The 24,820-nt window shown below is 31.2% G+C and carries 25 protein-coding genes and 5 tRNA genes; 20 read left to right on the top strand and 10 right to left on the bottom strand.

The window, feature by feature from the left end; all coding sequences use genetic code 11:
* The first annotated feature begins 119 nt into the window (after nucleotides 1–119).
* The 4 genes from Q385_RS0101280 to mepK are packed head-to-tail and all read left to right on the top strand — an operon-like array spanning nucleotide 120 to nucleotide 2,859.
* Nucleotides 120–587 carry a peroxiredoxin gene (locus tag Q385_RS0101280; protein ID WP_028949922.1) on the top strand — a complete coding sequence of 156 codons (468 nt, stop codon included), beginning with the start codon at nucleotides 120–122 and terminating at the stop codon, nucleotides 585–587.
* A gap of 14 nt (nucleotides 588–601) precedes the next feature.
* A complete protein-coding gene (gene tatA / locus Q385_RS0101275; RefSeq protein ID WP_028949921.1) occupies nucleotides 602–826 on the top strand; it encodes a twin-arginine translocase TatA/TatE family subunit in 225 nt (74 codons plus the stop codon).
* On the top strand, nucleotides 810–2,321 hold the full coding sequence (locus Q385_RS08795; protein WP_051524370.1) for a L,D-transpeptidase family protein: 1,512 nt from the start codon (nucleotides 810–812) through the stop codon (nucleotides 2,319–2,321). The genes tatA and Q385_RS08795 overlap by 17 nt, the downstream gene beginning before the upstream one ends.
* Nucleotides 2,314–2,859: a peptidoglycan L,D-endopeptidase MepK gene (gene mepK, locus Q385_RS0101265; RefSeq protein WP_028949920.1), complete on the top strand. Its 546-nt coding sequence runs from the start codon at nucleotides 2,314–2,316 to the stop codon at nucleotides 2,857–2,859. The genes Q385_RS08795 and mepK overlap by 8 nt, the downstream gene beginning before the upstream one ends.
* On the opposite strand, the gene Q385_RS0101260 is transcribed toward mepK, so the two are convergent.
* The 4 genes from Q385_RS0101260 to Q385_RS0101245 form a co-directional block, all read right to left on the bottom strand.
* Nucleotides 2,860–3,243: a hypothetical protein gene (locus Q385_RS0101260; protein ID WP_028949919.1), complete on the bottom strand. Its 384-nt coding sequence runs from the start codon at nucleotides 3,241–3,243 to the stop codon at nucleotides 2,860–2,862. It abuts the gene before it with no gap.
* A 70-nt stretch (nucleotides 3,244–3,313) separates the two neighbouring features.
* Nucleotides 3,314–3,386 (bottom strand) — tRNA-Val (locus Q385_RS0101255).
* A 32-nt stretch (nucleotides 3,387–3,418) separates the two neighbouring features.
* Nucleotides 3,419–3,493: transfer RNA gene (locus Q385_RS0101250), tRNA-Glu, on the bottom strand.
* A 15-nt stretch (nucleotides 3,494–3,508) separates the two neighbouring features.
* Nucleotides 3,509–3,581 (bottom strand) — tRNA-Lys (locus Q385_RS0101245).
* 87 nt (nucleotides 3,582–3,668) lie between these two features.
* Between Q385_RS0101245 and metF the strand changes: the two genes are divergently transcribed.
* The 9 genes from metF to dapE all read left to right on the top strand — a co-directional run bounded on the left by metF (nucleotide 3,669) and on the right by dapE (nucleotide 9,596).
* The gene (gene metF, locus Q385_RS0101240) at nucleotides 3,669–4,544 is read left to right on the top strand and encodes a methylenetetrahydrofolate reductase [NAD(P)H] (protein ID WP_028949918.1); all 876 of its coding nucleotides are present in this window, start codon (nucleotides 3,669–3,671) and stop codon (nucleotides 4,542–4,544) included.
* Nucleotides 4,545–4,577: 33 nt separating this feature from the next.
* Nucleotides 4,578–5,873 carry a 3-isopropylmalate dehydratase large subunit gene (gene leuC, locus Q385_RS0101235; protein WP_028949917.1) on the top strand — a complete coding sequence of 432 codons (1,296 nt, stop codon included), beginning with the start codon at nucleotides 4,578–4,580 and terminating at the stop codon, nucleotides 5,871–5,873.
* A gap of 13 nt (nucleotides 5,874–5,886) precedes the next feature.
* A complete protein-coding gene (locus tag Q385_RS0101230) occupies nucleotides 5,887–6,078 on the top strand; it encodes a YgaP family membrane protein (RefSeq protein ID WP_028949916.1) in 192 nt (63 codons plus the stop codon).
* A complete protein-coding gene (ruvX, locus tag Q385_RS0101225) occupies nucleotides 6,075–6,491 on the top strand; it encodes a Holliday junction resolvase RuvX (protein ID WP_028949915.1) in 417 nt (138 codons plus the stop codon). Before Q385_RS0101230 ends, ruvX begins: the two co-directional genes overlap by 4 nt.
* Entirely contained in the window at nucleotides 6,488–7,492 is a 1,005-nt protein-coding gene (gene mltG, locus Q385_RS0101220) for an endolytic transglycosylase MltG (RefSeq protein WP_028949914.1), read from the top strand. Before ruvX ends, mltG begins: the two co-directional genes overlap by 4 nt.
* Nucleotides 7,493–7,535: 43 nt before the next feature.
* A tRNA-Val gene (locus tag Q385_RS0101215) sits at nucleotides 7,536–7,609 on the top strand.
* A gap of 16 nt (nucleotides 7,610–7,625) precedes the next feature.
* Nucleotides 7,626–7,701: transfer RNA gene (locus Q385_RS0101210), tRNA-Asp, on the top strand.
* Between the two features lie 24 nt (nucleotides 7,702–7,725).
* Entirely contained in the window at nucleotides 7,726–8,520 is a 795-nt protein-coding gene (locus tag Q385_RS0101205) for an IclR family transcriptional regulator (protein ID WP_028949913.1), read from the top strand.
* Nucleotides 8,517–9,596 carry a succinyl-diaminopimelate desuccinylase gene (dapE, locus tag Q385_RS0101200; protein ID WP_028949912.1) on the top strand — a complete coding sequence of 360 codons (1,080 nt, stop codon included), beginning with the start codon at nucleotides 8,517–8,519 and terminating at the stop codon, nucleotides 9,594–9,596. Before Q385_RS0101205 ends, dapE begins: the two co-directional genes overlap by 4 nt.
* On the opposite strand, the gene Q385_RS0101195 is transcribed toward dapE, so the two are convergent.
* From Q385_RS0101195 to pgsA, 3 genes are read right to left on the bottom strand one after another with little or no spacing between them, the layout of a single operon-like run.
* Nucleotides 9,586–11,034 (bottom strand): RNA-guided endonuclease InsQ/TnpB family protein, encoded by a 1,449-nt coding sequence (locus Q385_RS0101195; protein WP_245596344.1) that lies wholly within the window; start codon nucleotides 11,032–11,034, stop codon nucleotides 9,586–9,588. The two genes, dapE and Q385_RS0101195, sit on opposite strands and share 11 nt — an antisense overlap.
* 55 nt (nucleotides 11,035–11,089) lie before the next feature.
* Nucleotides 11,090–11,212 (bottom strand): helix-turn-helix domain-containing protein, encoded by a 123-nt coding sequence (locus tag Q385_RS09580; protein ID WP_425427183.1) that lies wholly within the window; start codon nucleotides 11,210–11,212, stop codon nucleotides 11,090–11,092.
* 42 nt (nucleotides 11,213–11,254) lie between these two features.
* The gene (gene pgsA, locus Q385_RS0101190; protein WP_028949910.1) at nucleotides 11,255–11,818 is read right to left on the bottom strand and encodes a CDP-diacylglycerol--glycerol-3-phosphate 3-phosphatidyltransferase; all 564 of its coding nucleotides are present in this window, start codon (nucleotides 11,816–11,818) and stop codon (nucleotides 11,255–11,257) included.
* 153 nt (nucleotides 11,819–11,971) lie between these two features.
* Between pgsA and Q385_RS0101185 the strand changes: the two genes are divergently transcribed.
* The 4 genes from Q385_RS0101185 to Q385_RS0101170 are packed head-to-tail and all read left to right on the top strand — an operon-like array spanning nucleotide 11,972 to nucleotide 17,955.
* The gene (locus tag Q385_RS0101185) at nucleotides 11,972–13,132 is read left to right on the top strand and encodes a TolC family protein (protein WP_169733156.1); all 1,161 of its coding nucleotides are present in this window, start codon (nucleotides 11,972–11,974) and stop codon (nucleotides 13,130–13,132) included.
* Nucleotides 13,129–14,454, top strand: coding sequence for a FixH family protein (locus Q385_RS0101180; RefSeq protein ID WP_028949908.1), 1,326 nt, complete (start codon nucleotides 13,129–13,131; stop codon nucleotides 14,452–14,454). Before Q385_RS0101185 ends, Q385_RS0101180 begins: the two co-directional genes overlap by 4 nt.
* Before the next feature lie 14 nt (nucleotides 14,455–14,468).
* A complete protein-coding gene (locus tag Q385_RS0101175; RefSeq protein ID WP_028949907.1) occupies nucleotides 14,469–14,897 on the top strand; it encodes a nitrous oxide reductase accessory protein NosL in 429 nt (142 codons plus the stop codon).
* A gap of 4 nt (nucleotides 14,898–14,901) precedes the next feature.
* Nucleotides 14,902–17,955, top strand: a complete 3,054-nt coding sequence (locus Q385_RS0101170; protein ID WP_028949906.1) for an efflux RND transporter permease subunit — start codon at nucleotides 14,902–14,904, stop codon at nucleotides 17,953–17,955.
* Here the strand turns inward: Q385_RS0101170 and Q385_RS0101165 are convergent.
* Together Q385_RS0101165 and Q385_RS0101160 are read right to left on the bottom strand one after the other, a co-directional pair.
* Nucleotides 17,938–18,459: a phosphatase PAP2 family protein gene (locus Q385_RS0101165; protein WP_028949905.1), complete on the bottom strand. Its 522-nt coding sequence runs from the start codon at nucleotides 18,457–18,459 to the stop codon at nucleotides 17,938–17,940. The genes Q385_RS0101170 and Q385_RS0101165 overlap by 18 nt on opposite strands.
* Nucleotides 18,456–19,517: a PHP domain-containing protein gene (locus tag Q385_RS0101160; protein ID WP_028949904.1), complete on the bottom strand. Its 1,062-nt coding sequence runs from the start codon at nucleotides 19,515–19,517 to the stop codon at nucleotides 18,456–18,458. Before Q385_RS0101160 ends, Q385_RS0101165 begins: the two co-directional genes overlap by 4 nt.
* Nucleotides 19,518–19,615: 98 nt before the next feature.
* Between Q385_RS0101160 and Q385_RS0101155 the strand changes: the two genes are divergently transcribed.
* Both Q385_RS0101155 and Q385_RS0101150 read left to right on the top strand, forming a co-directional pair.
* Nucleotides 19,616–21,415 (top strand): TonB-dependent receptor plug domain-containing protein, encoded by a 1,800-nt coding sequence (locus Q385_RS0101155; RefSeq protein ID WP_028949903.1) that lies wholly within the window; start codon nucleotides 19,616–19,618, stop codon nucleotides 21,413–21,415.
* A 3-nt stretch (nucleotides 21,416–21,418) separates the two neighbouring features.
* Nucleotides 21,419–21,976: a hypothetical protein gene (locus Q385_RS0101150; protein WP_028949902.1), complete on the top strand. Its 558-nt coding sequence runs from the start codon at nucleotides 21,419–21,421 to the stop codon at nucleotides 21,974–21,976.
* Here Q385_RS0101150 and Q385_RS0101145 read toward each other — a convergent pair.
* Nucleotides 21,939–22,379, bottom strand: coding sequence for a Fur family transcriptional regulator (locus tag Q385_RS0101145; protein WP_037919383.1), 441 nt, complete (start codon nucleotides 22,377–22,379; stop codon nucleotides 21,939–21,941). The genes Q385_RS0101150 and Q385_RS0101145 overlap by 38 nt on opposite strands.
* A gap of 142 nt (nucleotides 22,380–22,521) precedes the next feature.
* Between Q385_RS0101145 and metE the strand changes: the two genes are divergently transcribed.
* Nucleotides 22,522–24,807, top strand: a complete 2,286-nt coding sequence (metE, locus tag Q385_RS0101140; RefSeq protein WP_028949900.1) for a 5-methyltetrahydropteroyltriglutamate--homocysteine S-methyltransferase — start codon at nucleotides 22,522–22,524, stop codon at nucleotides 24,805–24,807.
* Nucleotides 24,808–24,820: the final 13 nt, after the last annotated feature.

Below are 24,820 nucleotides of genomic sequence, written 5' to 3'. Positions count from 1 at the left end.
AAAAACAATTCTCAATAAGAAAAATATGATACCATAAAAACATTTATCAAGAAATTTGCTTTTTTTTTGCTTTGTGTTAAAATTTTTAATTAACAGATAGAAATTAAAGGAGAATAAACATGGCAGAAATAATCCAAAATTTTGAGCTACTTAATGCAGAAGACAAAAAAGTTTCTTTAAATCAACTTTTAGGGAATGGCAAACCTATTTTCATATACATATATCCAACAGATGAAAAATTTAGATGTAACAGATCTGAATGCCCATTTAAGGAAAACTTGGAAAAAATCTCATCTTTAGGAGTAATTGTTGTTGGGATAAGTGAAGACCCTGTTGAAGTTCATAGAAAATTTAAATCAGATCACAACATAACATTTGAGCTTTTATCAGATCCAACTTTAACTGTTATAAAAGGATTAGGTGCGTATGAAAAGGTTAATGTAAATGGAATAGAGAAGGAAAAGATAGTAAGGACAGGAATACTTGTTAACGAAAAAGGCTATATTGTGAAAATTTGGAAACCAGAAAGAATAGAAGAATCTATTGATGAAGTATTAGAAGAGATTAAAAAGCTTAAAAAAATTTAATTAGGAGGTTTATGATGGGTTCAATAGGATTACCAGAGTTACTTATTATATTTGGAATACTTGTTTTGCTCTTTGGAGCAAAAAAACTTCCCGAGATAGGTAGAGGTTTAGGGGAAGGTATAAGAAGTTTCAAACAAGCTTTTTCAGGTGAAGAAAAGAAAGAAGAAGAAAAAGTAGTTAAGCCAAAAGAAATAGAAGCAGAGGTAGTAAAAAAGGAAAAAGTTGAAGAAAAGATTTAAAAATTTGTTTAAGCTGTCATCAGTTTTATTTTTTTTATTTTCAATAGCTTTTTCCTTAAAAGCTGAAAGTAAAAATTCTTTTTCTGGCTTAATAGATAAAGATGTTGAAATTTTGTATCAACTCAACGAGAATAAACCTTTTTGGGAAGAGAGCGAAAAAGTAGAAAACTTCCTTGCTCTTTTACAAGCAAGCTATCTTAACGGCTTAAATCCCGATGATTATAATGTGAATCTAAAGTCTGATAAAAAGCTAGATGATATAATCCTTACAAAAACACTAATTAAATACTGTAAAGATTTATATTACGGTAATGTAAATCCAAGAGAAATTTTTAACACATGGAATACCGTTGTTAAAAAAGATTTTCCTTACAATGATATTGTAAAAATCTTAAAAACATCTGATATCGCTAAAATCGAAGAGGTTTGCGAACCTAAATTTCAGCAGTATAAAGAATTAAAAAAAATTTTAAGAGAGTATTACCTTATTAAAAATGAGTTACCTAAAATAAGAAGCAAACTTCATCTTAACTCAAAACGTCAAGAAGTAAAGAATTTGAAAAAGATTCTTTTTGTGTATGGAGATTATAAAAACCAGAAAAATTTAGAATCAGACCTTTTTGATGAAGAAGTGTTAGAAGCCGTTAAATCTTTTCAGGAAAGACATCTGTTAGATCCTGATGGAGTAGTTGGTCCTAAAACAAGATATGAACTAAATAGATCTGTCCAGGAAAGAATAGAAATTATAAAAGTCAATCTTGAAAAGTATAGATGGCTACCAGAAACCTTAGCTCCAGAAAGGATAGAAATAAACATTCCATCTTTTTATCTTAAGTATTATCAGAATAATAAAAAAATTTTAGAAATGAAAGTGATTGTCGGGAAAAATTATATTGAAGATTTTAGACCAACTCCAATATATTTTGGGAAGGTAACTGAAGTTATATTAAATCCTTTTTGGTATGTTCCTAAAAAGATAGCGGTAAAAGACCTGCTTCCAAAAATTAAAAAAAATCCAAACTATCTTGAAGAATACAATTTCAAAGTATTGTATGAAGGGAAGTATATAGATTACAAAAAGATAAACTGGTATCTTTATAATGAATACTTTTTCCCTTTTAACCTAGTTCAGCTTCCAGGTGATAAAAACTCTCTTGGAAGAATAAAAATATTTTTTAAAAATCCATTTGGTGTATATCTACATGATACACCCTATAAAGATTTGTTCTTAAAGGTAAAACGTGCTTTTAGTTCTGGATGTATTAGGTTGGAAAATGCATTACTTTTAGCTTCCTACCTTTTAAATGAAGAAGAAAAAAATATTTTAGATATCATTAATTCTGGTAAAACGATGCAATTAAAAATAAATAAGGATGTTATTATTTACATCTTTTACTTTACTACTGAGGTTAAAAATGATAAAATTTTTTTCTATGAAGACATATATAGATTTGATAAAAAAATTCTTGAAAAGTTAAAGAAGGATGATGAATAGAAGAGATTTTTTTAAGTATATGGGTTGTTTTGGAGTATTTTCTTTTTTCCCAAAAAGTTCTTTAGCCAGAGTGATTAATAGTATCTATGATGAAGAAAGATTATTATATTTTTATAATATTCATACTGGAGAGTATTTAAAAGAAGTTTATTGCTTCAGGGGAAATTATAACGAAGAATCTTTAAAAAAAATTTTTTATATTTTAAGAGATTTTAGAGTTAATGAGATTAAACCTATTGATGTAAAACTTTTAGATACTATATATGTATTAAGAAAAGTTTTGGAAGTAGAAAACAAACCAATAAATATAATTTCAGGATATAGATCTCCAAAAACTAACAACCTTTTAAGAGAAAAAAGTTCTGGTGTGGCAAAACATAGCTTACATTTAGAAGGAAGAGCTATAGATATTAATATAGAAGGAATTCCACTTTCTACCCTTAGAGATGCAGCAAAATCTTTAAAAGCAGGAGGAGTGGGATATTACCCATCCTCTGGATTTGTTCATATAGACACAGGCAGGATAAGATACTGGTAGTTATTCTCCTTCAGCCATTTCCTCAGGGATAGGAGTACACATTTCTATAAATCCACATCTTAAACATTTATAACATTCATGAGAATTACCAAGTTCATCAATGATTTCGCTACTTCTTGCAATCCATCCACACTGTAAACATCTTTTTGCATCAGTAAGCAAATCTCCATTTGCATATTCAAAGTCTTTTCCATTAAAATAAATGAAATTTACATTTTCTTTAATAAATGAACCGTCAAAAGCTTGCTCTGGAAGTTCAAAGTTATTTAAAATCGCATATTTAACAGCTTCTGAAACAGTGTTAAACTGACCTTTAATTTCATTTGTTAATGGATTTAAAAGTAAAATTTTTGATTTTTCACGAATTACAATTACTCTTTCCATGACATAAACCCTCCTCTAAATTTTATTCTAATATAGATATAATGACAAAATTATTTTTTGACAAGTGAAATGGTCGGTAGAGGACTTGAACCTCTGACCCCCTGCGTGTCGAGCAGGTGCTCTGCCAACTGAGCTAACCGACCAAAAGAGGATTATCAAAGATTTATATAGAAGATGACCCCAACGGGATTCGAACCCGTGTCGCCGGCGTGAAAGGCCGGTGTCCTAGGCCAGGCTAGACGATGGGGCCATATTCGTTTTGAAGTGAGTCGCCTGGGAATCGAACCCAGGACCACCGGTTTAAAAGACCGGTGCTCTACCGACTGAGCTAGCGACTCACATTAGAGATAAATAATATACCATATCAGTTGATTATGTGCAACTGTTTTATTACAATAAAAGGAAAACTTTTGTGAGGTTGCTTTATGAAAATAATAGATAAGTTAAAAAAAGAAAAAATATCTATATCTTTCGAATTTTTTCCTCCAAAAACAAAAGAATTAGAAGATGCGTTGTTTAAAACTATTGAGGAATTAAAACCTGTCAATCCTACTTTTGTTTCTGTTACTTATGGAGCTGGAGGAAGTACAAGAGAAAAAACAAGAGATACAGTAAAAAAAATTCATGAAGAAACAGGTCTAACAGTTATGGCACATTTAACCTGTGTAGGACATTCAAGAGAAGAAATTAGACAGATACTTGAAGATTATAAAAACATTGGCATTGAAAATATATTAGCTTTGAGGGGAGATATACCTATGTCTTTTGATAAAAAAGATATTCCTTTTGACGGTTGCAAGTATGCATCTGAGTTAGTATCTTTTATTAAATATAATTTCCAAGATTACTTTTGTATAGCTGTAGCATCTTATCCAGAGGGGCATCCAGAGAGTCCAAACCTTGAAAGGGATATTTACTACTTTAAGCAGAAAGTAGAAGCCGGAGCTAGTTTTTCCATTACTCAGATGTTTTTTGACAATGTTTACTTTTACGATTTTTTAGACAGATGTGAAAAAGCAGGTATAAAAATTCCCATTATTCCGGGTATTATGCCAATTACAAACTTTAACCAGATAAGGAAGTTTGCATCTTTATGTGGTGCTACTATACCAGAAGAAGTAGTAAAACTTTTTGAAAAGTATGCAGATAATCCAGAAGAGACTAAAAAAACAGGTATAGAATTTGCTACCAAGCAGTGTGAAGACTTATTGAAAAATGGTGTAAAAGGTTTACATTTTTATACATTAAACAAGTCGGATGCAACTATCCAAATTTATAATAATATAAAAGGTCTGTTATAATTATTTATACTTTTTATATAGGAGGTATTTATTATGGGAATGACAATAACTGAGAAGATAATAGCAGCTCATGCAGGAAAAGATTACGTTGAACCTGGTGAGTTAGTAACAGTAAAAGTGGACTTGGCAATCGCAAACGACATTACAGCTCCACTTGCTATAAAACAACTTGAAAAGTATGGTATAGACAGGGTTTTTGACCCAAATAAAATAGCTTTAGTTATGGATCACTTTTTCCCACCAAAAGATATTCTATCAGCTCAGCAGATTAAGATATCAAGAGACTTTGCAAAAAAAATGGGTATAAAAAACTACTTTGAAGGTCAAGACAGTGGAGTAATGCACACTTTACTTCCGGAAAAAGGTTTTGTTGTTCCGGGAGACCTTGTGATAGGAGCTGACTCTCATACTTGTACATACGGAGGAATAGGTGCTTTTTCTACAGGGGTAGGTTCTACTGATATAGCTTATATATGGGCTACAGGAGAAACATGGCTTAGAGTGCCAGAAACTATGAAATTTACCTTTTACGGAAAACCTCAAAAATGGGTTGGTGGTAAAGATTTTGTTCTTACTGTTATTGGAAAGATTGGTGTTGACGGAGCTCTTTACAAAGCAATGGAGTATCATGGAGAGGCTATAAAAGCTTTAGATATTGATAATAGACTTACAATTGCCAATATGGCAATAGAAGCTGGTGGAAAGAATGCAGTAATAGAAGCTGATGAAAAAACTATAGAATGGGTTAGAAAAAGGGCAAACAGAGAATTTAAAATATACAAATCAGACCCAGATGCAAAGTACTGCTGTGAGTATGAATTTGACGCAAATAAAATAGAGCCTGTTGTAGCTTGTCCAAATCTTCCTTCTAACGTAAAACCTGTTAGCGAAGTTGCGGGAACACATATAGATCAAGTATTTATAGGCTCTTGTACAAACGGGAGACTTTCTGATTTAAGAATAGCAGCAGCTATATTAAAAGGAAAGAAAGTTCATCCTGAAGTTAGATGTATAGTTATACCTGCTTCTGACCAAATATACAAACAAGCACTTCATGAAGGTTTACTCGAGATTCTTGCAGATGCAGGATGTTTAATAAGTACTTCTACATGTGGTCCTTGTCTTGGAGGACATATGGGAATACTTGCAGAAGGAGAGGTATGTTTATCTACTTCTAATAGAAACTTTGTAGGAAGAATGGGTCATCCAAAGAGTCAAGTTTACCTTTCAAGCCCTGCAGTAGCTGCAGCATCTGCAGTACTTGGAAGAATTGCCCATCCTGATGAAGTTGCCAGATACGAAGACGTTGAGACTTTAATTACTTTATAAAGGGGGATAAACAATGGCTTTATGGGATGTTTTAGTAAGAGTTTTAGTAGGAACGATGTTGGTATACCTCGGTGTAGAAAAAGGTGGAATATTTGTTGTTGCTACTTTTGTAGGTGTAGTTTTACTACTTACCGCAATAACAGGTTTTTGTCCGCTTTATAAAATAGCTGGAATATCCTCAAAGGAAGAAACTACAGCATCTTGAGTAGAATCCTAGCTTTAGATATAGGAACAAAAAGAATTGGGGTTGCTGTAAGCGACCCCCTTGGTATAACTGCCAAACCTTTAGATTACATTAAAAATGATGAAAATGTTTTTCAAAATATAAAATCCTTAATTGAAAGTCAGAATATATCTACTGTAGTTATAGGACTTCCAATAACCCTAAAAGGTTTACAAGGTCAACAAGTAGAGTATACAAAAGATTTTGCAGAAAAGCTAAAACAGTACATTCCTAACATAAATATAGTATTCATTGATGAAAGATTTACAACATCTTTAGCAGAAAAACATCTTTCCCAAACTAAAAAGAAGAAAAATATGAAAGAGTATATAGATAGCCTATCAGCTGTTTTCATTCTTCAAACATATTTAGACAGTCTTTTTTTTGGTAAATGAAAAAGGTATTAATTTCATCTTTTATAGTAGTTCTAATTCTTATTTTGTTTTCGTTAACTCTTTTAAACAAAAAGGTCTATATAAACAAAGAAATCACTATTCCAAAAGGTTCATCTACACTTGAAATAGGAGAAATTTTAGAAAAAGAAGGATTAATAATCAACAAGTACTTATTTTTTATCTATACTAAACTTCATAAAGATAAAACTTTAAAAGCTGGAACTTACCAGTTTAAAGGAGAATATTCATTAAAAGATATTTACGAAAAGTTAGCTAAAGGGGAAGTAAAGCTAAGACTTTTTACTATAATACCTGGGGATAATCTTCTTGACATCGCAGAAAAGTTAGAAAAAGAGAAAATAATAAAAAAAGAAGATTTTATAAAGTTTGTCTTTAATAAGGAAAATGTTAAAAAATACGGACTTGTGGGAGATTCTTTTGAAGGGTACTTTCCTCCTGAGAGTTATAGAGTAGATGAAAATGAAACGGCAGAAACGCTTACTGCCAAATTTTTAGAGGTCTTTAAAAAAAAGTACTTACCTTATAAAGAAAAAGTAGAATCAAAAGATTATTCAGAATTTTATAAAAAGAGAATAACTTTTTATGAAGCTATGATAATAGCTTCTTTAATAGAAAAAGAGACCTATTTACCTGAAGAAAAACCAATTATAGCATCTGTGATATTCAACCGTTTAAAAGCTAACATGAAATTAGATATAGACCCAACAGTTATATACGCTTTAAGGTTGAAAAACATTTACTCTGGCAATCTAACGAAAGAAAATATGAAAATTGACTCACCTTTTAATACTTATAAATACAAAGGTTTACCCCCTACTCCTATCTGTAATTTTAGTATCTCATCACTGAAAGCTACACTCAATCCTCGAAAGACAGATTATTTTTATTACGTTTTGTCAAATGATAAAAAAAGGCACATATTTTCAGATAATTACCAAGAACACTTAAAGAATGTTGAAGAAAATATAAAAAACTATTGACAGCATCGTTAAAATGTAGTATTATATTTACCTGTTATTGCTTGGGCGGTTAGCTCAGCTGGCCAGAGCACCTCCCTTACAAGGAGGGGGTCAGAGGTTCGAATCCTCTACCGCCCACTAAATAAAAGAAGACGGAGCCGTAGTTCAGCTCGGCCCAGAACGCCTGCCTGTCACGCAGGAGGTCGCGGGTTCGAATCCCGTCGGCTCCGCTTAATAATACATTAGAGTTGAAAATGCATCGTAAAAGAGAAAAGTCAGATTATATAGTACACAATGTAGATTTAGCTTTTGATGTACTTTTTTATGTTGCAAGAAGACAATCTGTAAGAATCAAAGACTTAGAAGAAAAATTCAATATATCTCCTACAACCTTAGAAAAAATACTAGAAACATTAGTCATAAGAGGATATTTAGACCTTAATAAAAGGAAAAAAATATACTCTCTTGGAATAAAAAATTTTGAACTTGGTCATTCTTATCTGTCTCACTCTGAAATCAGAAGACAAGCAAGGCCATTTTTACAAAGACTTGCAGAAGAATTTCAAGAAAATGTTTATCTTGCTACAAGAAGTGGATTTGAAATAGTTTATATAGATGTTTATGAAGTTGAAAAAAATGTCGTGGTTAAATCTAGGGTAGGAAGATTACTTCCTATGTATGCCTCTGCATCTGGAAAAGTTCATCTTGCATTTATGGAGAAAGAAGAGATTGAAGAGTTTTTTAAAGAAGTAAAATTAGAAAAATTCACAGAAAATACAATTACAGATAAAGATATGCTTTTGAAAGAGGTGGAAGAAGTTAGAAAAAAAGGTTATGCAATTGATAACGAAGAGTGGGAAAAAGAAGTTAGATGTTTATCCGTTCCTATTAGAGATTATAGTGGAGATGTAGTAGCTGCTTTAACCCTATCAGCTCCCTCTTTTAGGTTATCATTTAATCTTTTACACGGTAAGATAAAAGAAAGCTTCTTAAAAGCAAGTGAAGAGTTATCAGAAAAATTAGGATACTCAAAAGAAATTCAATTATGAAAGAAAAACTCGTAAAATACACCATAGACCTTGTTAACATTCCCTCTGTAATAGATAATGAAGAGGAAATAGCAGATTTTGTAGAAAATTTTTTAAAAAGATTCTTAAAAAACATCATAAGACACAACAACTCTATAATTGCTTACAACGATTTAAATTCTGATAAAAAAACTATAACTCTACTTGGACATTTAGATACAGTTCCTGGAATAAATGAATTTACAGGGCAGATTATTGATGGCAAGATATACGGACTTGGCGCAAGTGATATGAAGGGTGGACTTGCCGTTATGATGGTACTGGCTGAATTATTTTCAAAAAAAGAGAGTAAGTATAATCTTATATACGTTTTTTATGAAAAAGAAGAAGGTCCTTATGAAACAAACGGTTTAGAACCTCTTTTAAAGAGATATAATATTATCCAAAAATCTGACCTTGCCTTTGCTTTAGAGCCTACAAATAACAAGATACAGATGGGCTGTCTTGGGACGATGCATGCTTGGGTTAAGTTTAAAGGAAAGAGGGCACACTCTGCAAGACCTTGGGAAGGAGACAACGCAATACATAAAGCTTACAAACTTTTAGAAAAGCTTTACAACTTTGGTAGAAAAGAGTATGACTTTGAAGGTTTAAAGTACTATGAAGTTTTAAACGCTACTATGGTAGAGTATAGTGGAGGTAGAAACATAATTCCAGATGAGTTTAAAATAAATCTAAATTACAGATTTGCACCTGGTAAGACGATAGACCAAGCAAAAAAAGAACTTATAGACTTTGTAGAAGGACAGGCAGAAGTAGAGTTTACAGATGTATCTCCCGCAGGAAAAGTTTGTAAAGATAACCCTATTTTAAAAGAGATGATAAATAGATTTAATTTGGAAGTAGAAGCAAAACAGGCTTGGACTGATGTTGGAAGGTTAAGTATGTATGGGATAGATGCTGTAAACTTTGGTCCTGGAGATACAGCACAAGCACACCAAAAAAATGAGTACATTCCAATTGAAAATCTTGAAAAAAACTTTGAGATTTTTTCTAACTTTTTGTCAGGTACAGAAAAATTAGGTCTTAGACACTAAATGCATCCAAATGACCTAACTTTTCCATCCACCCTGCAAGAGCTAATACCTCTCGCTTACTACCCCCTATCCACATGGACTCGGAGGATACTTTGTAGAAGAAGTCAATCAGTTTAAGTCTTACAGGATTACAGAGCTTTACAAAGAAAATCTTAAGACTTTCATAAAAACCAAGTTTTAGGAGCTTTGCTCCCACCCTCATTATGTTGAGTGCTCCTACAAGGTCTGCATGAAAGACCTTATTCAAGACATTGTCCTTAAATGTGTTTCCCTTTCTCTCACCCTGACACAGTGTTTTATCCTTTGTCTTTCTCACTTTAAATATATCTGCAAAAGGAGAAGTCTTTGAGGTATAACTTTCATCTACCTCCACAACTTCTATTCCAAGTTCCTTAGCTTTATATTTGATTATCTCCGCAAGTCTCCTGAAGGGAATAAAGACAAAGTTTTGATTGGTTTTCTTTCCAAGATTTATTCCATTTTTACTTTCAAGTGCATTCTTACCTATGTAAATGACTTTGTGTCCTGTTTCATAGAGTAAATCTACAAGTTTTCTTGAGAGTTTATGCAAATTGTTCTCTAACCACCTTTTCCTGTGCGCAGATAATACTTTCTCCTTTATCTCAAGTTCTTTTAACTTTCTCTCAAGCCTTTCAGTGTTTTCATAGCTCTCACTCTTTATCTCATTCTTCAGGTAATCTATTTGAGTTCTTAGCTTTGCTCTTTCCTTGTTAAACCACTGATTGAAAGCCTTTATCTCTTTTCCTGAAACAATGAAACTTTTTAGTCTGGGATTTTCACTTACTACAGATAACATTTCATCAAGTCCTATGTCTATGCCTGCTGTGTATTGTCCTTTAGGTTCTATTCTTTTTACTTCTTGCTCATAGACCACATCTACATAAAGGTCATCTCCAAAAAGCTTGAGCCTTATAGAAGAAACTCTATATGAGAAATTTCTGGGAAGTTTAACTTTAAGATATGCACCTTTTTTAAGTCTTATTACTAATTTATCTTTTTCCTGCCTGAAAGTGTTAATGTTTCCTTCAACTGATAAGTTTATCAGATATCTCATTTTCTTAGGTTTAGGGGGTTTAGGTGTTTCTTTGAATTTATGAGGGCTTTCTTTATAACTTTTAAAAGACTTGAAAAAGCTCGTGAAGTCTTTTATTACCTGGCGGATAAGATATTGAATATAGTGAGAGTTATCTATCCTCTCTTTCTGCACCTTCAAGCTCTCAAGAAGGTCTCTTAGTCCTTCCTTTTGGTGGATGTTTCTTAAAACCTCTTCAAACTCTTGTTTATATTTACCTGTATAAACTTTAGCAATAAGCCCATAAAGGATAGACTGATGAAGTGGATATGTTCCATAAAACTCTTTGTATTTCCTGATAAGGATTATTAGCAGGTTTCTGAAGTGGGCAAGATCTAAAAGCAAAGTCCTTACCTTTTTCTTTCTCTCTTTTCCACTTACTCTTACTGTCAGAACTCTTTTACCCGATAACATCCTTTATTGCCTTTTGGTAAACGGATTGCTTTATTTTCCCCTCTTTCCTGAGCCTTCTTAAAGTACTTTGGGATATTCTCAAAGTTTCCATCACTTCCTGTGGTTTCATACAATTAGATATAATCATTTGGCTATATTTTGTCAAGAGGTATTAAAAAATATTAGTCATATTAAGCTGTCTAAATCCATCATAAGTGTAAGTCAAAGTTGACAATACCATAAATAAAAGCGTAATTCCCAGTATAGTATCGTAAAAAACTTCGTTATAAATATTGATATTAATATTTGATAAGAGGGTGTATATTACTGTTGTAATCTGAAAAAAGGTTGTAGCTTTACCAAAAACTGAAGGACTTACTTTTAGGTATCCCTTTATAAAGTAAATTAAAAGACTTCCTGCTAATATATACAAATCTCTTGATATAACTAAAACGACAAACCAAAAAGGAAATTTTATTGGAAGTTGAGAGTTAAATATGAATATAAATGCAGATACAAGCAGAGTTTTGTCTGCTATAGGGTCAACAATTTTCCCAAACTGTGAAACTTGATTAAACTTTCTTGCTATGTAGCCATCAATAGCATCGGTTATTCCTGCAACTGTAAATATAACAAAAGCGATAAAAGGTTTTTGATACCATAAAGCAATTATAAAGACAGGTACAAGTATAAGCCTTATCAATGTTAAGATGTTTGCAAGATTACTTTTAAGCAACGGTTTTAAAAACCTCTAAAAAAACTTAATGTTGATAATATTATTACATACCATTTAATTTTTTGGTGAAAAAAACAGTTAAATAAAATCCTTGTAATTAACATAGAGATTTTGTAATAATTAAAAATTATGAAAAGATACTTGACCATATTTATGCTTTTTTATAAGTTGTGTTTCGCCAGTCAGTTAGATGACATACTTAATTTTGCAGAAAAAAACTCTCCAAAATTAAAAGAATTTAATCACCAAAGAAATATAATCTCTTTGCAACAATCCTACGTTTTATCTTTACCTAATCCTAAATTATATGTCGGATTTAGTAATTTTGAGATTAACAAACCTTATTTATCTTCTAACAACCCTATGGGTAGTTTTTTGATAGGCTTATCTCAGGAGTATCCATTACCTATTAAGAGAAATCTTGACAGTAAGATAGTTGCAAAAGAAAGGGAGCTGATAGATTTAAATAGGACTATTTTTGAAAAGCAGTTAAAAAGACAAATAAAAGAGAATTATGCAGATTTTGTCTATTCTTTTAGAAAAGAAGAAGTTGTAAACCAGCAGATAGATTTATACAGGAAATACAAAAAAATTTTTGAAGAGAATTACAAGTATGGAAAATTACAGCTTAAAGACTTATTAAGTTTGGATGTAAAAATGTTAGAAGCACAAAAAATTTTAGAAGAGATAAGTAAAGAAAGAGAAGTTGTTAAGAATAAGATTTTTTATCTAATAGGGGGAGAGTATCCTTTAAGGGATGATAAAACTTTAGATTTTGAACCTATTCCTGAAAAATCTTACATGGATGAAAGTGTATACCTAAAACAGATTCAAACTGATATAGAAAAAACAGTCCAAGAGATACAAAGGTCTAAAGTTGAGTACTTACCAGATGTTGAGTTTATGGGAGAGTATATGTATAGAAAAGGTTTACCTGATATGTTTACTTTAAAAGTAGGTGTAAGCTTGCCAATTTTTAAATCAAAGAAAGAAGACTTAATCATACTTCAAAAGAAAGAAGAAAAACTGTTAAAACAGCTCCAGCTAGAAAATGAAAAGTTAAGAATCAAAAATGTTTTTCATACTGTAGACATAACTTATAAGAAAAACAAAGAGATTCTTAATATCTATGAAAAAATGCTTCAAGAAAAAGGAAATCAGTTAAATGCGATAGAACTGTCTTTAAAGTATGGAAAGTCAGAATCAGGTGAAATTTTAAAAACTCTTGAAGAGATTTTTCAGATTAAGCTAATGATTTTAGATTTAAAGTTAGAAAATATAAAGTTAAGATTTCATTTAGAGGAAATTTTATGAAAAAGCATTTGATAATTAAGTATTTGATAATTGGCTTTTTAGTGTTGTTAGTTGGTGTTTTACTATATAACCTTTTTTATAAAAAACAAAGTATAAAATTAGAAAACAACGAAAACTATCTTTTTTCTATAAAAGATACAGAAACAGAAATTATCGTGTACGGTACTAAAATATCGTTAGATGTAGGCATAAATAAAATTTTTATAAAGTCTAACAAAAATATAAAAGAAGTTTACTTTTATATGCCTCCTATGCCAGGAATGGGTGAGATGAGGGAAGATGCTCAGCTAAAAAAGACAGGAGAAAATATTTATGAAGCTACAGTAAATATATCTATGGCAGGGGGGTGGCAGGTAATTTTTGTTTTAGATGATAAAAAGTTAACATACAGCCTTAATATTCCATTTTATCCTGGTGGTGAAAAACAAACACAAAATGGTAGTATACAGTTAGATAAACAAAAAATAGGCGTTGAAGTGGCAGAGGTTGGCTATAAAGATTTGACAGAGAGTTTTAACGTCGTTGGTTATGTATCCTACGATTTACCAAAGATAAAGAGTATAACATTAAGGTCTGATGGTTGGGTGATAGATACATTTGAAAGATTTGAAGGAGAAGAGATAAAAAAGGGAACTCCACTTTTAAAAGTTCTTAGTCCTGACTTAGAGATAGTAAAAGAGGAGTTAAAACTTGCTAAAAGCTTAAACAGGGAAGATTTAGAGAAAGCGGTTTTGGAAAAATTAAGGTATCTTGGAAAAGGTGAGGTAATTGTATCTCCAGTAAATGGTGTAATAACTAAAAAAGGAGTTTACGACGGTGGATTTATAAAATCAGGAGAGGTTGCGTATGAAATAGTAGATACTTCTACTTTGTGGATTATAGCAGAAATTCCATACATTTATATATCTTCTGTAAAGAAAAATATGGAAGTTTTAATAACTCCTGTTGGGTCTGAAGACAGTATAACGGGAAAGATAGATTATATTTTCCCTGAGGCGAACAAAGAATCTAAAACGTTTAAATGTAGAATAAAGGTTATAAAACCTAAAGACTTAAAGATAAATCAGCTGGTAGATATTTTAATAGAAAAACCGTTAGGAAAGATTTTAGCTGTTCCAGAATCGGCTGTTGTTGATACTGGTGATAGACAGATTGTATTCTTAGAGACTTCTGATGGAAGCTATGTTCTAAAGAAAGTAAAAATTGGAAGATGTGTTCAAGATTACTGTCAAGTCTTAGAAGGACTTAAAGAAGGAGATAAAGTTGTGGTAAAAGGAAACTTTTTGTTAGACTCAGAAGCTCAAATTAAAAATCTTTACTAAGGAGGTATATAGGTATGAGATGGATTTTAGCTCTTATTTTAGTTGTTATTACTACTTCCTTTGGGCAACCAAAGGATCTTCAGAAAGAAGAAAGATGCCCTATATGTGGCATGAGTGTAAGTCCTAAAGATAAACTTCTATCTCAGGTGAAGCTAAAAGATGGTTCTTACAAATTTGCAGAAAGTCCAAAGCACATTTTGAAATTCTACTTTTTAAATCAAGATAAAGCATCAGAGATTTGGGTAAAAGATTACAATACTGGAAAGTGGATTGATGGAAGATTAGCCTATTACGTAATTATTCAAGATGGACCTATGGGACCTGATTTAGCTCCATTCTCTACAAAACTATCTGCCACAAAATTTTCTAAAAAAGAAAAAGTTTACTCTTTTAAAGACATAACAAGAGATTTAATTGAAAAATTAGATACTCATACTCACTAAAAAAATGGATAGATTAATAGACATTTTAATTAAGTATAGGCTTGTAATCTTATCTTTATGTATTTTTATATTTTTTTACGGGTTATACTCTATTAAAAAAATGCCTGTAGATGCGATTCCAGATTTAACCGATACTCAGGTTATTGTGTATTCAAAATGGATAGGTCAATCGCCTTCAGTAATAGAAAATCAAATTACTTATCCTATTGTTTCAAACTTAATGGGTCTTGCAAAGGTTAAATCTGTTAGAGGCTATTCTATGCCTAACTACTCTATAGTTTATATAATTTTTCAAGATGGAGTTGACCTATACTGGGCAAGAAGTAGAGTTTTAGAGAAGCTGTCTTCTATAAAGGATAGTTTACCACCTCAAGCTAGCATAGAACTCTCTCCAGATGCTACAGGTGTAGGATGGATATATCAGTATGTGTTAGTTTCAAAAAGTATGTCTTTAGATAAACTTTGGTCTATTCAAAACTTTTATCTTAAGTATGGACTGCTTTCAGTTGAAAATGTTGCTGATGTTGTATCAGTTGGAGGCTTTGAAAAAGAGTTTAGAGTTATTTTAGACCCAAAAAAATGTTTACAGTTTAATGTGTCTTTAGAAGAAATAATAAATGCCTTAAAAGAAACAAATAAAGAAACAGGTGGAAAGTATATAGAATATAACTCCAGAGAGTTTATAGTTAGGTCTAAAGGTTATGTATCATCTATGGATGATATGAAAAATACTGTAGTAAAAGTAAAAGATTCAGTTCCAATAAAAATTGGAGATTTTGCTAAGGTTATTGAAACTCCAGCTTTAAGAATGGGTACTGCTGATTTTAATGGTCTTGGAAATACTGTTGGCACAGTTGTTATTATGAGGTCAAATGCAAACGCTTATAAAACAATCCAGCAGGTAAAAGAAAAATTAAATATTCTAAAAAGTGGTCTGCCATCAGATGTAGAAATTATACCTGTTTACGACAGGTCAAAATTTATAGAAGACTCTATAAATCACTTAAAAAAGGTTTTAATTGAGGAATCTTTTGTTGTTGTAGTTGTAATAGGACTGTTTTTGTTGAGTATAACGCTGGGTATTGTAGTTGTAATCTTTTTAGTTTTATCTGTTTTATCTACTTTTATCTTTATGGACTTTTTTAATGTAAGTTCAAACATAATGTCCTTAGGTGGAATAGCTATTGCAATAGGTACAATGGTAGATGCATCAATCGTTTTAATAGAATCATTTGTTAAAAGAAGAGAAGAAGGTAAATCAGTAGTAGAAGCAATAAAAGAATCTTTTTCTGAGGTAGGAAAACCTATATTTTTAGCTTTACTGATTGTTGCTGTTTCGTTTGTTCCTTTATTATCTTTGAAAGGACAGGCTGGAAAGTTATTCGAGCCACTGATTTTAACAAAAACTTTCTCAATGCTTACAGCTTCTGTTTTTTCTTTGATAGTTGTTCCTGTTTTAATCTATTACTTAGGTAAAGGAAAGTTTATTCCAGAAGAAAGACATCCTGTAGTTAGGTTTTTTATAAAAATCTACACTCCTTTATTTTTTCTTGCATTAAAATACAGATATCTAATATTAATGCTGATACCTGTATCCATAGTAGGAAACTATCTTATATATAAAAATTTACAAAAAGAGTTTATGCCTCAGCTAAATGAAGGTGTAATAATGTATATGCCTATTACATCAGCAGGTATATCTATTCAAGAAGCTCAAAGATTACTTACTCTACAAGATAAAATAATAAAAAGTTTTCCAGAAGTTGAGACTGTTTTTGGTAAAGCAGGGAGAGCTGATACACCAACAGACCCTGCACCCTTATCTATGATAGAGACTATTATAGCTCTTAAGCCTACTGAAAAGTGGCGTGATGGAATGACATATGAAAATTTAATTACACAGCTGGATACAGCATTACAAATTACTGGTGTTGTAAACAGCTGGACTATGCCAATTAGAGGAAGAATTGATATGATATCTACAGGTATAAGAACTCCTCTTGGAATAAAAATTTATGGCTCTGATATTAACCAAACCCTCGAATTAGCAAAAAATGTAGAAATGGCTTTAACTGGTATGGAAGGGGTTATTAGTGTCTTTGCAGAAAGAAGCTCTTACTCTACTTATTTAGATATTGCTCCAGATAGAGAAAAATTAGGACTATACGGTTTAAGAGTAGAAGATGTAGCAAAAACTGTTGAGTATTTATTTGGTAATACTCCTGTGTCTGTGTACATATATGGTAGAGAAAGATATAACATCACTCTTGGTATTCCAAGAGATTTAAGACAAAATCCAGAAGAAGTTTTATTACCATTAAATGATAAATTTATTCCTTTGAAAGCCGTTGCAGAGATAAAAAAAACATCATCTCCAGCTGAGATTAAATCAGAAAATGGTCTGTTTGTGTCATATGTGTATATAACACCAAAACAAAATGCAGATATTACTAAAATAGTACAGACCGCTACAGAAAAGATTAATAAAGAGGTAAATTTTCCAACAGGATACTATTATCAATTTAGCGGACAATTTGAGTACTGGCAAGAAGCTTTAAATGACTTAAAGTTAATAATACCTTTAGTGTTAATAACAATTTTTGTTTTAGTTTATTTAAGTTTCGAAAGATTATTTGAAACACTTTTAGTTATAATCACATTACCTGTTTCTGTATTTGGAGGATTCTTAGCAATGTATATACTTGGATACAAATTAAGTATTGCAAGTATTACAGGATTTTTAGCACTCCTTGGTATAGCTGCAGAGATGACAATAGTTATGATTATTTATATAGTTAACGCATTAAAAGAATCTAAAATCGTCAATAAAGAAGAATTTATAAGTAAAATATATTCTGGTTCTGTTAAAAGAGTTAGACCAAAAACTATGACTATGATAACAATCTTAGCAAGCTTAATCCCAGCTGTTTTACTAAAAGGCTCAGGTTATGAGGTTATATCTGTTGTGGCACTTCCAATGCTTGGAGGAATATTAACTTCCTTTATAACATCTTTATTCTTAATCCCTGCTCTGTACAGTTTAAAAATGAGAAATTAAATAAAATCCTGCTACCGCAGATAAAATTCCTATAGTATAACCAGTAATTACATCTAAAGGAAAGTGAGCTCCCATATAAACTCTACCATAACCAACTAAAATCATTAAAATAAATAGTATTACAGATAATGGCAAACTTCCATAAAATAAAGATACTCCAAATATAGTAGCAACGTATCCACTGTCAGCTGAAGGAAAACTTTTTAAACTTACAGGCTCAAGTAGATACACATTTTCAAGTAGTGAAGAAGGTCTTTTATGTCTGAAGATATACTTTAATGTAGGCATAAGTATTCCTGTTATAATAAGGCTTACTATAAGATGTTTGAAGGCAGTTGTATCTGTAAAAATATAAAAAAGTAGAAAGTATAGGGGTAGTGAGTAAGTCTTTCCCATATAAAAAAAGTACTTGTAAAAATTGTCTAAAAATTTAAACCTTTTTTGATTTATCAGATAAAACAGTTTTACATTCCACTTTATAGATACTTCCCAGTCTTTTCTCAATTTATCACCTTAAATTTGTTTGTTAATACTACAGGTCTAAATCCAAAGTAAAGGTTGAAAATTTTAAAATCATACTCGTAAACTTCCAAGTGATAATCCCCTTCTTTCTCAACTTTAAAAGAAAATTCTGAAGTGTCTGTTTTCAAAATTGGAACACAGTTGTGATAGATAATATTAACTGCTTTTTTTAGGGATTTTATGTTTATCTTGCCACCTGATTTTAAACTTTCTCCTAAAATCTTTACTCCTTCTTCATCTTCTCCGTATATATCTATAAAGTTTTGATTGATTGATAGATAAAGATTTCCATCTTCAAGGGCTTTTAAAATCTCTTGTTTTGTCCTTATTGGTTGTTTTGAGTAAACTTTGTTTATTAGCCATTTAAATCCAGCTTTGTAAGAAGGTATTAAAAGTCCGTGAGTTCTCTCTTGATAAACAACTTTTACGTGAAGGTCAAGTCCGCCTATTATGTTTAGATGTTTAGCCCTATCCCAATAAAGTTTTCTCCATTTGTCTATGGGTATAAGACTGTTCCACTTATGGACTATATTCCTTGTAAGAGGATATATTGATATATTTTTTATAAGTGCTAATCCAGTTATAAACTTATTCCACACAACTATATCTTTAATGTCTATAAACTCGTAAAGATGTCCTTCTTTAAACTCTCCTTTCCATCTGTAATGTTCAAAATCAAAGTTGTGAGGATGAGATATAACTGGAAGTGTATTGCCAAGGAGCAGTAATCTTCCGTCAGGGGTGTTTTTTTCTATTCCCGAAAAAATTCTATCATCTTCAAATAGGCTGTAATCTGTATTGTCGTGGTCTGTTATAAAAACAAAGTCTATGCTATTTTCTTCCATAGCTTTTTTTATATCAGAGGGTTTGCCTAATGAATCAAAAGAAAACTGGGTATGGACGTGGGCTATAACGTTGTATTTGTATAAGTTTATTTCTTTAAAGTCTGTTTTTGAAACTTTATCAAGATTTATAATTCTAACTGGTCTAAATTCAAAATATATTATGTATAAAAATAGTAGTAGTAAGAGTAATTCCATTCTTCTCCTAAAGATGAAATTAAACAGAAAGATTATAGCATAAAACAAGTGTGTTATAATAATTGCAAATAATTTGCATTTGCATAAGGAGGAGAATTTTGAAAAGATTACTGGTTATGGCTTTACTTACTTCAAAGTTTGTAATGGCACAGGAAGAGGTAAATATAGTGTCTTCTTACGGGACAGGGTCATCTTTAACTCAAACAACTTCCCCTGTAAATATTATTACCCAAGAGGAGCTTCAAGAGATAAAACCTAAAACGTTAACAGAGGTTATAACTAAAATATCTGATATTTCTTTTGTATCAAATGGTGGATACGGACAAACTACATCTTTATATTTAAGAGGTTTTGGACCAATAAGAACTTTAATTTTATTAGACGGTATAAGACTAAATGATATAACTGGTTTAAATGGGGCTATGATTGAACACATTCTTGCTACAGACATTCAACAGATAGAGATTATAAAAGGGACTCAGTCTGGTGTATGGGGAGCTGACGCAACGGCAGGAGTGATAAACATAATCACGAAAAAACCAAAGAAAGGTTTTTCTTCAAATGCTTACTTTGAATACGGTAGTTATATAACAAGAAGATACGGAACAACTTTTTCTTTTGCAAACGATAAAATATACCTACTTTTTGGCTTACATAGATTAGATTCTCAATCTATATCAGCTGTTGAACCATATGGGAAAAAGTGGAAAGATTTAAAAATGGAACCAGACCCTTACAAAAATGATACTGTAAACTTGAAAATAGGGTTAAATATAACTGAGAATGATAATGTAGAGTCTACAATGAGATTTATTGACGCAATAGTTAACTATGATGGATTTGATTCTATAACGTTTAAACCTGCAGATGCAGAGAATAAAGCTCATATAAATGAAAAGTTTTACACTTTTAAGTACACAAAAACGATAAAAAATTATCAAGCACAAATATATTACAATCAATCAGATTTTTACAGGCAGTATAATGAACCTAAAGGCTGGATAAAAAGTTATGGTTATGAAGGTAGAGTAAAAGAGTTAGGATTTAAGTATAGGTTAGATTATGTAAAAAACTCATTTTTAAATTTAGGATTTGTAAGACAAGACTTTGTAGAAAATGATTCAAATCTTAATAATAGATACCACAACACAGGATACTTTATTACAAACATACTAATGATAAAAGACTTGGTTTTATCCCAGTCTGTAAGGTCAGATAACTACAGTAAATTTTCTGATAAAATTACTTACAAGTTTGGTGGAAAGTACATTTTTAACAAAGATTTTTACATTCTTGCAAACTACGGCACAGCTTACAACGTCCCAACTCTTTATCAACTTTTCAGTCGTGACGGTAATCCTAACTTAAAACCAGAGAATACAAAAAGCTACGATTTAGGCTTTTCTTATAAAGGTTTTTCTTTTGATTACTTTCACTATAAAATTACTGATATGATAGATTTTAATTTAAATACATTTAAGTATGCTAACATATCAGGTGATTCAAAGATAAAAGGTTATGAAATGTCTTACAGGTATATTTTTAAAAACTTTAATATAGATGTTTACATAGGATATACAAACCTTTCTGCAAAAGACAAAAATGATAAAGACCTACCAAGAAGACCTAAAGAAAAGATAGATTTTAACATTACAACCTTCCCTGTAGATAGTATCTCTATAAACTTTAACGGACAGTATATAGGAAAAAGAAAAGATACTAACAATGTTCAAACTGGCTACTATACTATACTTAACACAACTTTAAACATCAAGTTAAACAAATATCTATCCGCATATTTAAAGATTGACAATATTACAAATAAGTACTATCAAACAGTTTATGGTTATGCGTCGTTTGGAAGGTCTATATATGCAGGATTAAACGGAAGTTTTTAAAATATGGACGTTAAAAGTTATATCAGATACAAGTTTTTAAACTCTTTATTTGCAGGGCTGTCTATCGGCTCAGTGTTTTCTATTTACTCTCCTTTACAACCTTCTGTATTTTCTATCGGCGGTATTTTACTTGCATTAGGAATGTTGATAGTAGCAAAGTTTTACGAAAAACTTATGAATGTTAGGCTATTTTTCCTAATATCTCTATTTGTAGAGATTGTAATGTTTTTTGTAATAACAGCTTTTTTATTAAAGCCCTTTTCCTACTCTACAGCCTTGTTTATATACTCAGGTTATCAAATAACCTTTATGTTTGGTTCTTATCTTGTAAGGACTGAAACGATTATTTTAAAAAAGAAAAAACTTTTGTCTATACTTGATGTTTATAAACAGTCAGGATACCTTTTAGGTCTTGGAGCTTCTTTTGCCTTTTATAAATCTTTAGAGTACTTTTTTAACATTACTCAAAATCAACAGCAGGTTTACTATCTTCACTATTTACTTATTGTTTTAGAGCTCTTAATTATTTATTTTCTTGTAAAAGCTTTTCGTCGTTTTTGATTTTTTCTTTACATTCTGGACAGATTCCATAGACTTCTATACTATGTCCTAAAATGTCAAATCCGTGGACTTCTATAAGCTCTTCTTTAAATTTTTCAAAAGGACAGTTATCTATTATCACTATCTTTTTACACTCTTGACAGATTAAGTAATTCTTTTTTGAAGAAAGTCCAAACCTTGCTTTATCTTCGTTTAACATGTAAGCTTTAACAACTAAACCTTGTTTTTGAAGCATATCAAGATTTCTGTATATAGTTGAAAGGCTTATATCTATTCCTTTTTCTTTAAGTTTAAAGTATATTTCTTCTGCATGCATAGGTGTAATATTTTCTTCTAAAACTTCTAAGATAGCCTTTCTCTGTTTTGTAGTTTTATATCCTTGGGGTATTACTAACTTTTTCATAATGTCTCCATATCTAAAATATCTAAAGTGAGTAAATATTATATCATTTAAAGTATTTTGCAAGGTTTTTGCAAATGATTTGCATTTGAATTTAAATTATGGTATACTTTTGCAAATAATTTGCATTTGCAGGAGGTAAAAAATGAAAACAACTGTTTTTGGTTATCCCAAGATAGGTGAAAATAGAGAGTTAAAAAAAGTGGTAGAATCTTACTGGAAGGGTGAGATTACAAAAAGCCAGCTCTTTGAAAAAGCTCATGAGATTAATATAAACAGAATAAAAAAAGTTTTAGAAGCTGGTATAGATATAGTTCCTTCTAATGACTTTTCACTTTACGACTTTGTCCTTGATACAGCTACTATGTTTAACGTTATCCCTGAAAGGTTTAAAAAGATTGAAGACTCCCTTGACCTATATTTTTCAATGGCAAGGGGAAGTGATGATGCTATTGCCTGTGAAATGACAAAGTGGTTTGATACAAACTATCACTACATAGTTCCAGAGCTTGCAGGAGATATAAAACTTGAAAAAAATAGACCATTAGAATCTTACAAAAGTATCAAAGAAAGTCTATCAATAGAAACAAAACCTGTGATAGTAGGACCTTTTACATTTGTTTATCTGTCAAAAGTCTATCAAAGACAGGAAGGCTCTATTTTAATGGAGATGGTAAAAGCTCCAGAAAGTGAGAAGTTTGAGTACTTTTTAGATTACTTTGCAGATCTTTACAACCAAGTTTTAAGACAGCTCCAAGATGAAGGAGTTAAAATAGTTCAACTTGACGAGCCTGCCTTTGTCCTTGATTTATCAGATAAAGAAGTAGACCTTGCATTAAAAATCTATAAAAAAGTAGTTGAAGGTATTGATAAATTAGATGTTATAGTTCAAACTTACTACGAAAGCCTATCTTCGTATGAAAAACTTGTTAACCTTCCTGTAAAAGGTATAGGACTTGATTTTGTGTCAAACACAGAAAACTTTGAAAACATTAAAAGGTATGGATTTCCAAAAGATAAGTTATTAGTAGCAGGGGTTGTATCAGGAAGAGACCCTTGGAAAACAGATTTGAGACAAACAGCAGAGTTTATAAAATCTTTATTTGACTACGTATCTCAAGAAAATATAATCATTTCAAACGCAGCTCCTTTATTCCACCTTCCTGTTAGCCTTAAACCAGAAGTAGGACATTTAAGTGAAGATTTAATAAATCTTCTATCCTTTGCAGATGAGAGATTACAGGAGCTTACAACATTAAAACAGCATTTTACAGAAGGAAAAGAGCTCCCAAAACAAAACCTACAAGATATAAGGGACAAATACAAAAACGAAGAAGTTAGAAAGTTAGTAAACCAGTATAAAAACCAAGGAGTTGGAAGAAAAAAACCGTTTAAAGAAAGATACAAAAAACAGATGGACATATTAAAACTACCACTTTTCCCTACAACGACTATAGGAAGTTTCCCACAAACACAAGAAGTTAGAAAGGTTAGAGCTGACTACAAAGCAGGAAGAATAACAGAAAAAGAGTATAAAGAGTTTATAAAATCTCAAATAGCAAACGTTATAAAAATACAAGAAGATCTTGATTTAGACGTTTTAGTTCACGGTGAGTTTGAAAGAACTGATATGGTTGAGTTTTTTGGTGAAAAGTTAGAAGGTTTTGCATTTACAAAAAACGGATGGGTTCAATCCTACGGAACAAGATGTGTAAGACCCCCTATTATTTATGGTGATGTATCAAGGCCAAACCCTATGACATTAGAAGAGATTACGTATGCTCAATCTCTTACAAACAGACCTGTAAAAGGAATGTTGACAGGACCTGTGACTATCCTAAACTGGTCTTTTTATAGAAAAGATATTCCAAAAGAGGACATTGCTTATCAGATAGCTTTAGCTTTAAGACAAGAGGTGATAGACTTAGAAAAAGCTGGAATAAAAATAATACAGATAGATGAGCCAGCATTTAGAGAAGGACTCCCACTTAAAAAGTCAAAACAAGAACACTACCTAAACTGGGCTGTAAACGCATTTAAACTATCCCACGACACTGTAAAAGACGAAACCCAGATTCATACTCATATGTGTTATTCAGAGTTTAACGAGATAATAGAGTACATATACAAAATGGACGCAGATGTTATATCCATAGAAGCTTCAAGAAGTAAAGGTGAAATACTCACTGCTTTTGAAAAGTTCAACTATGACCACGGTATAGGTATAGGTGTTTACGATATTCACTCTCCAAGAGTCCCAAGGGAAGAAGAGATAGAAGAGATTGTAAGAAGATCTTTGAGATATATTGATAAAAACCTTATATGGATTAATCCAGACTGTGGTTTAAAAACAAGAGGCTGGGATGAAACTATAAAATCTTTGAAAAATATGGTAAACGTTGCGAAAAAGCTAAGAAGTGAAATACAATAGTTTAAATTCTTTT

The sequence above is a fragment of the Sulfurihydrogenibium subterraneum DSM 15120 genome, from assembly GCF_000619805.1.
GTDB classification, from domain to species: Bacteria; Aquificota; Aquificia; order Aquificales; family Hydrogenothermaceae; genus Sulfurihydrogenibium; species Sulfurihydrogenibium subterraneum.
The sequence above is the reverse complement of the archived record's forward strand: the minus strand, read 5'-3'. Positions and strand labels throughout refer to the sequence as shown.

Excerpts from the sequence above, each read along its gene's own strand:
- Q385_RS0101260 (WP_028949919.1), bottom strand. The coding sequence starts at position 3,243 with ATGGAAAGAGTAATTGTAATTCGTGAAAAATCAAAAATTTTACTTTTA.
- mepK (WP_028949920.1), top strand. The coding sequence starts at position 2,314 with ATGAATAGAAGAGATTTTTTTAAGTATATGGGTTGTTTTGGAGTATTT.
- metE (WP_028949900.1), top strand. The coding sequence starts at position 22,522 with ATGAAAACAACTGTTTTTGGTTATCCCAAGATAGGTGAAAATAGAGAG.
- Q385_RS09580 (WP_425427183.1), bottom strand. The coding sequence starts at position 11,212 with ATGAAACCACAGGAAGTGATGGAAACTTTGAGAATATCCCAAAGTACT.
- tatA (WP_028949921.1), top strand. The coding sequence starts at position 602 with ATGGGTTCAATAGGATTACCAGAGTTACTTATTATATTTGGAATACTT.
- Q385_RS0101175 (WP_028949907.1), top strand. The coding sequence starts at position 14,469 with ATGAGATGGATTTTAGCTCTTATTTTAGTTGTTATTACTACTTCCTTT.
- Q385_RS0101170 (WP_028949906.1), top strand. The coding sequence starts at position 14,902 with ATGGATAGATTAATAGACATTTTAATTAAGTATAGGCTTGTAATCTTA.
- dapE (WP_028949912.1), top strand. The coding sequence starts at position 8,517 with ATGAAAGAAAAACTCGTAAAATACACCATAGACCTTGTTAACATTCCC.
- Q385_RS0101160 (WP_028949904.1), bottom strand. The coding sequence starts at position 19,517 with ATGGAATTACTCTTACTACTACTATTTTTATACATAATATATTTTGAA.
- Q385_RS0101280 (WP_028949922.1), top strand. The coding sequence starts at position 120 with ATGGCAGAAATAATCCAAAATTTTGAGCTACTTAATGCAGAAGACAAA.
- Q385_RS0101180 (WP_028949908.1), top strand. The coding sequence starts at position 13,129 with ATGAAAAAGCATTTGATAATTAAGTATTTGATAATTGGCTTTTTAGTG.
- Q385_RS0101185 (WP_169733156.1), top strand. The coding sequence starts at position 11,972 with ATGCTTTTTTATAAGTTGTGTTTCGCCAGTCAGTTAGATGACATACTT.
- Q385_RS0101230 (WP_028949916.1), top strand. The coding sequence starts at position 5,887 with ATGGCTTTATGGGATGTTTTAGTAAGAGTTTTAGTAGGAACGATGTTG.
- Q385_RS0101205 (WP_028949913.1), top strand. The coding sequence starts at position 7,726 with ATGCATCGTAAAAGAGAAAAGTCAGATTATATAGTACACAATGTAGAT.
- Q385_RS0101145 (WP_037919383.1), bottom strand. The coding sequence starts at position 22,379 with ATGAAAAAGTTAGTAATACCCCAAGGATATAAAACTACAAAACAGAGA.
- mltG (WP_028949914.1), top strand. The coding sequence starts at position 6,488 with ATGAAAAAGGTATTAATTTCATCTTTTATAGTAGTTCTAATTCTTATT.
- Q385_RS0101150 (WP_028949902.1), top strand. The coding sequence starts at position 21,419 with ATGGACGTTAAAAGTTATATCAGATACAAGTTTTTAAACTCTTTATTT.
- leuC (WP_028949917.1), top strand. The coding sequence starts at position 4,578 with ATGGGAATGACAATAACTGAGAAGATAATAGCAGCTCATGCAGGAAAA.
- metF (WP_028949918.1), top strand. The coding sequence starts at position 3,669 with ATGAAAATAATAGATAAGTTAAAAAAAGAAAAAATATCTATATCTTTC.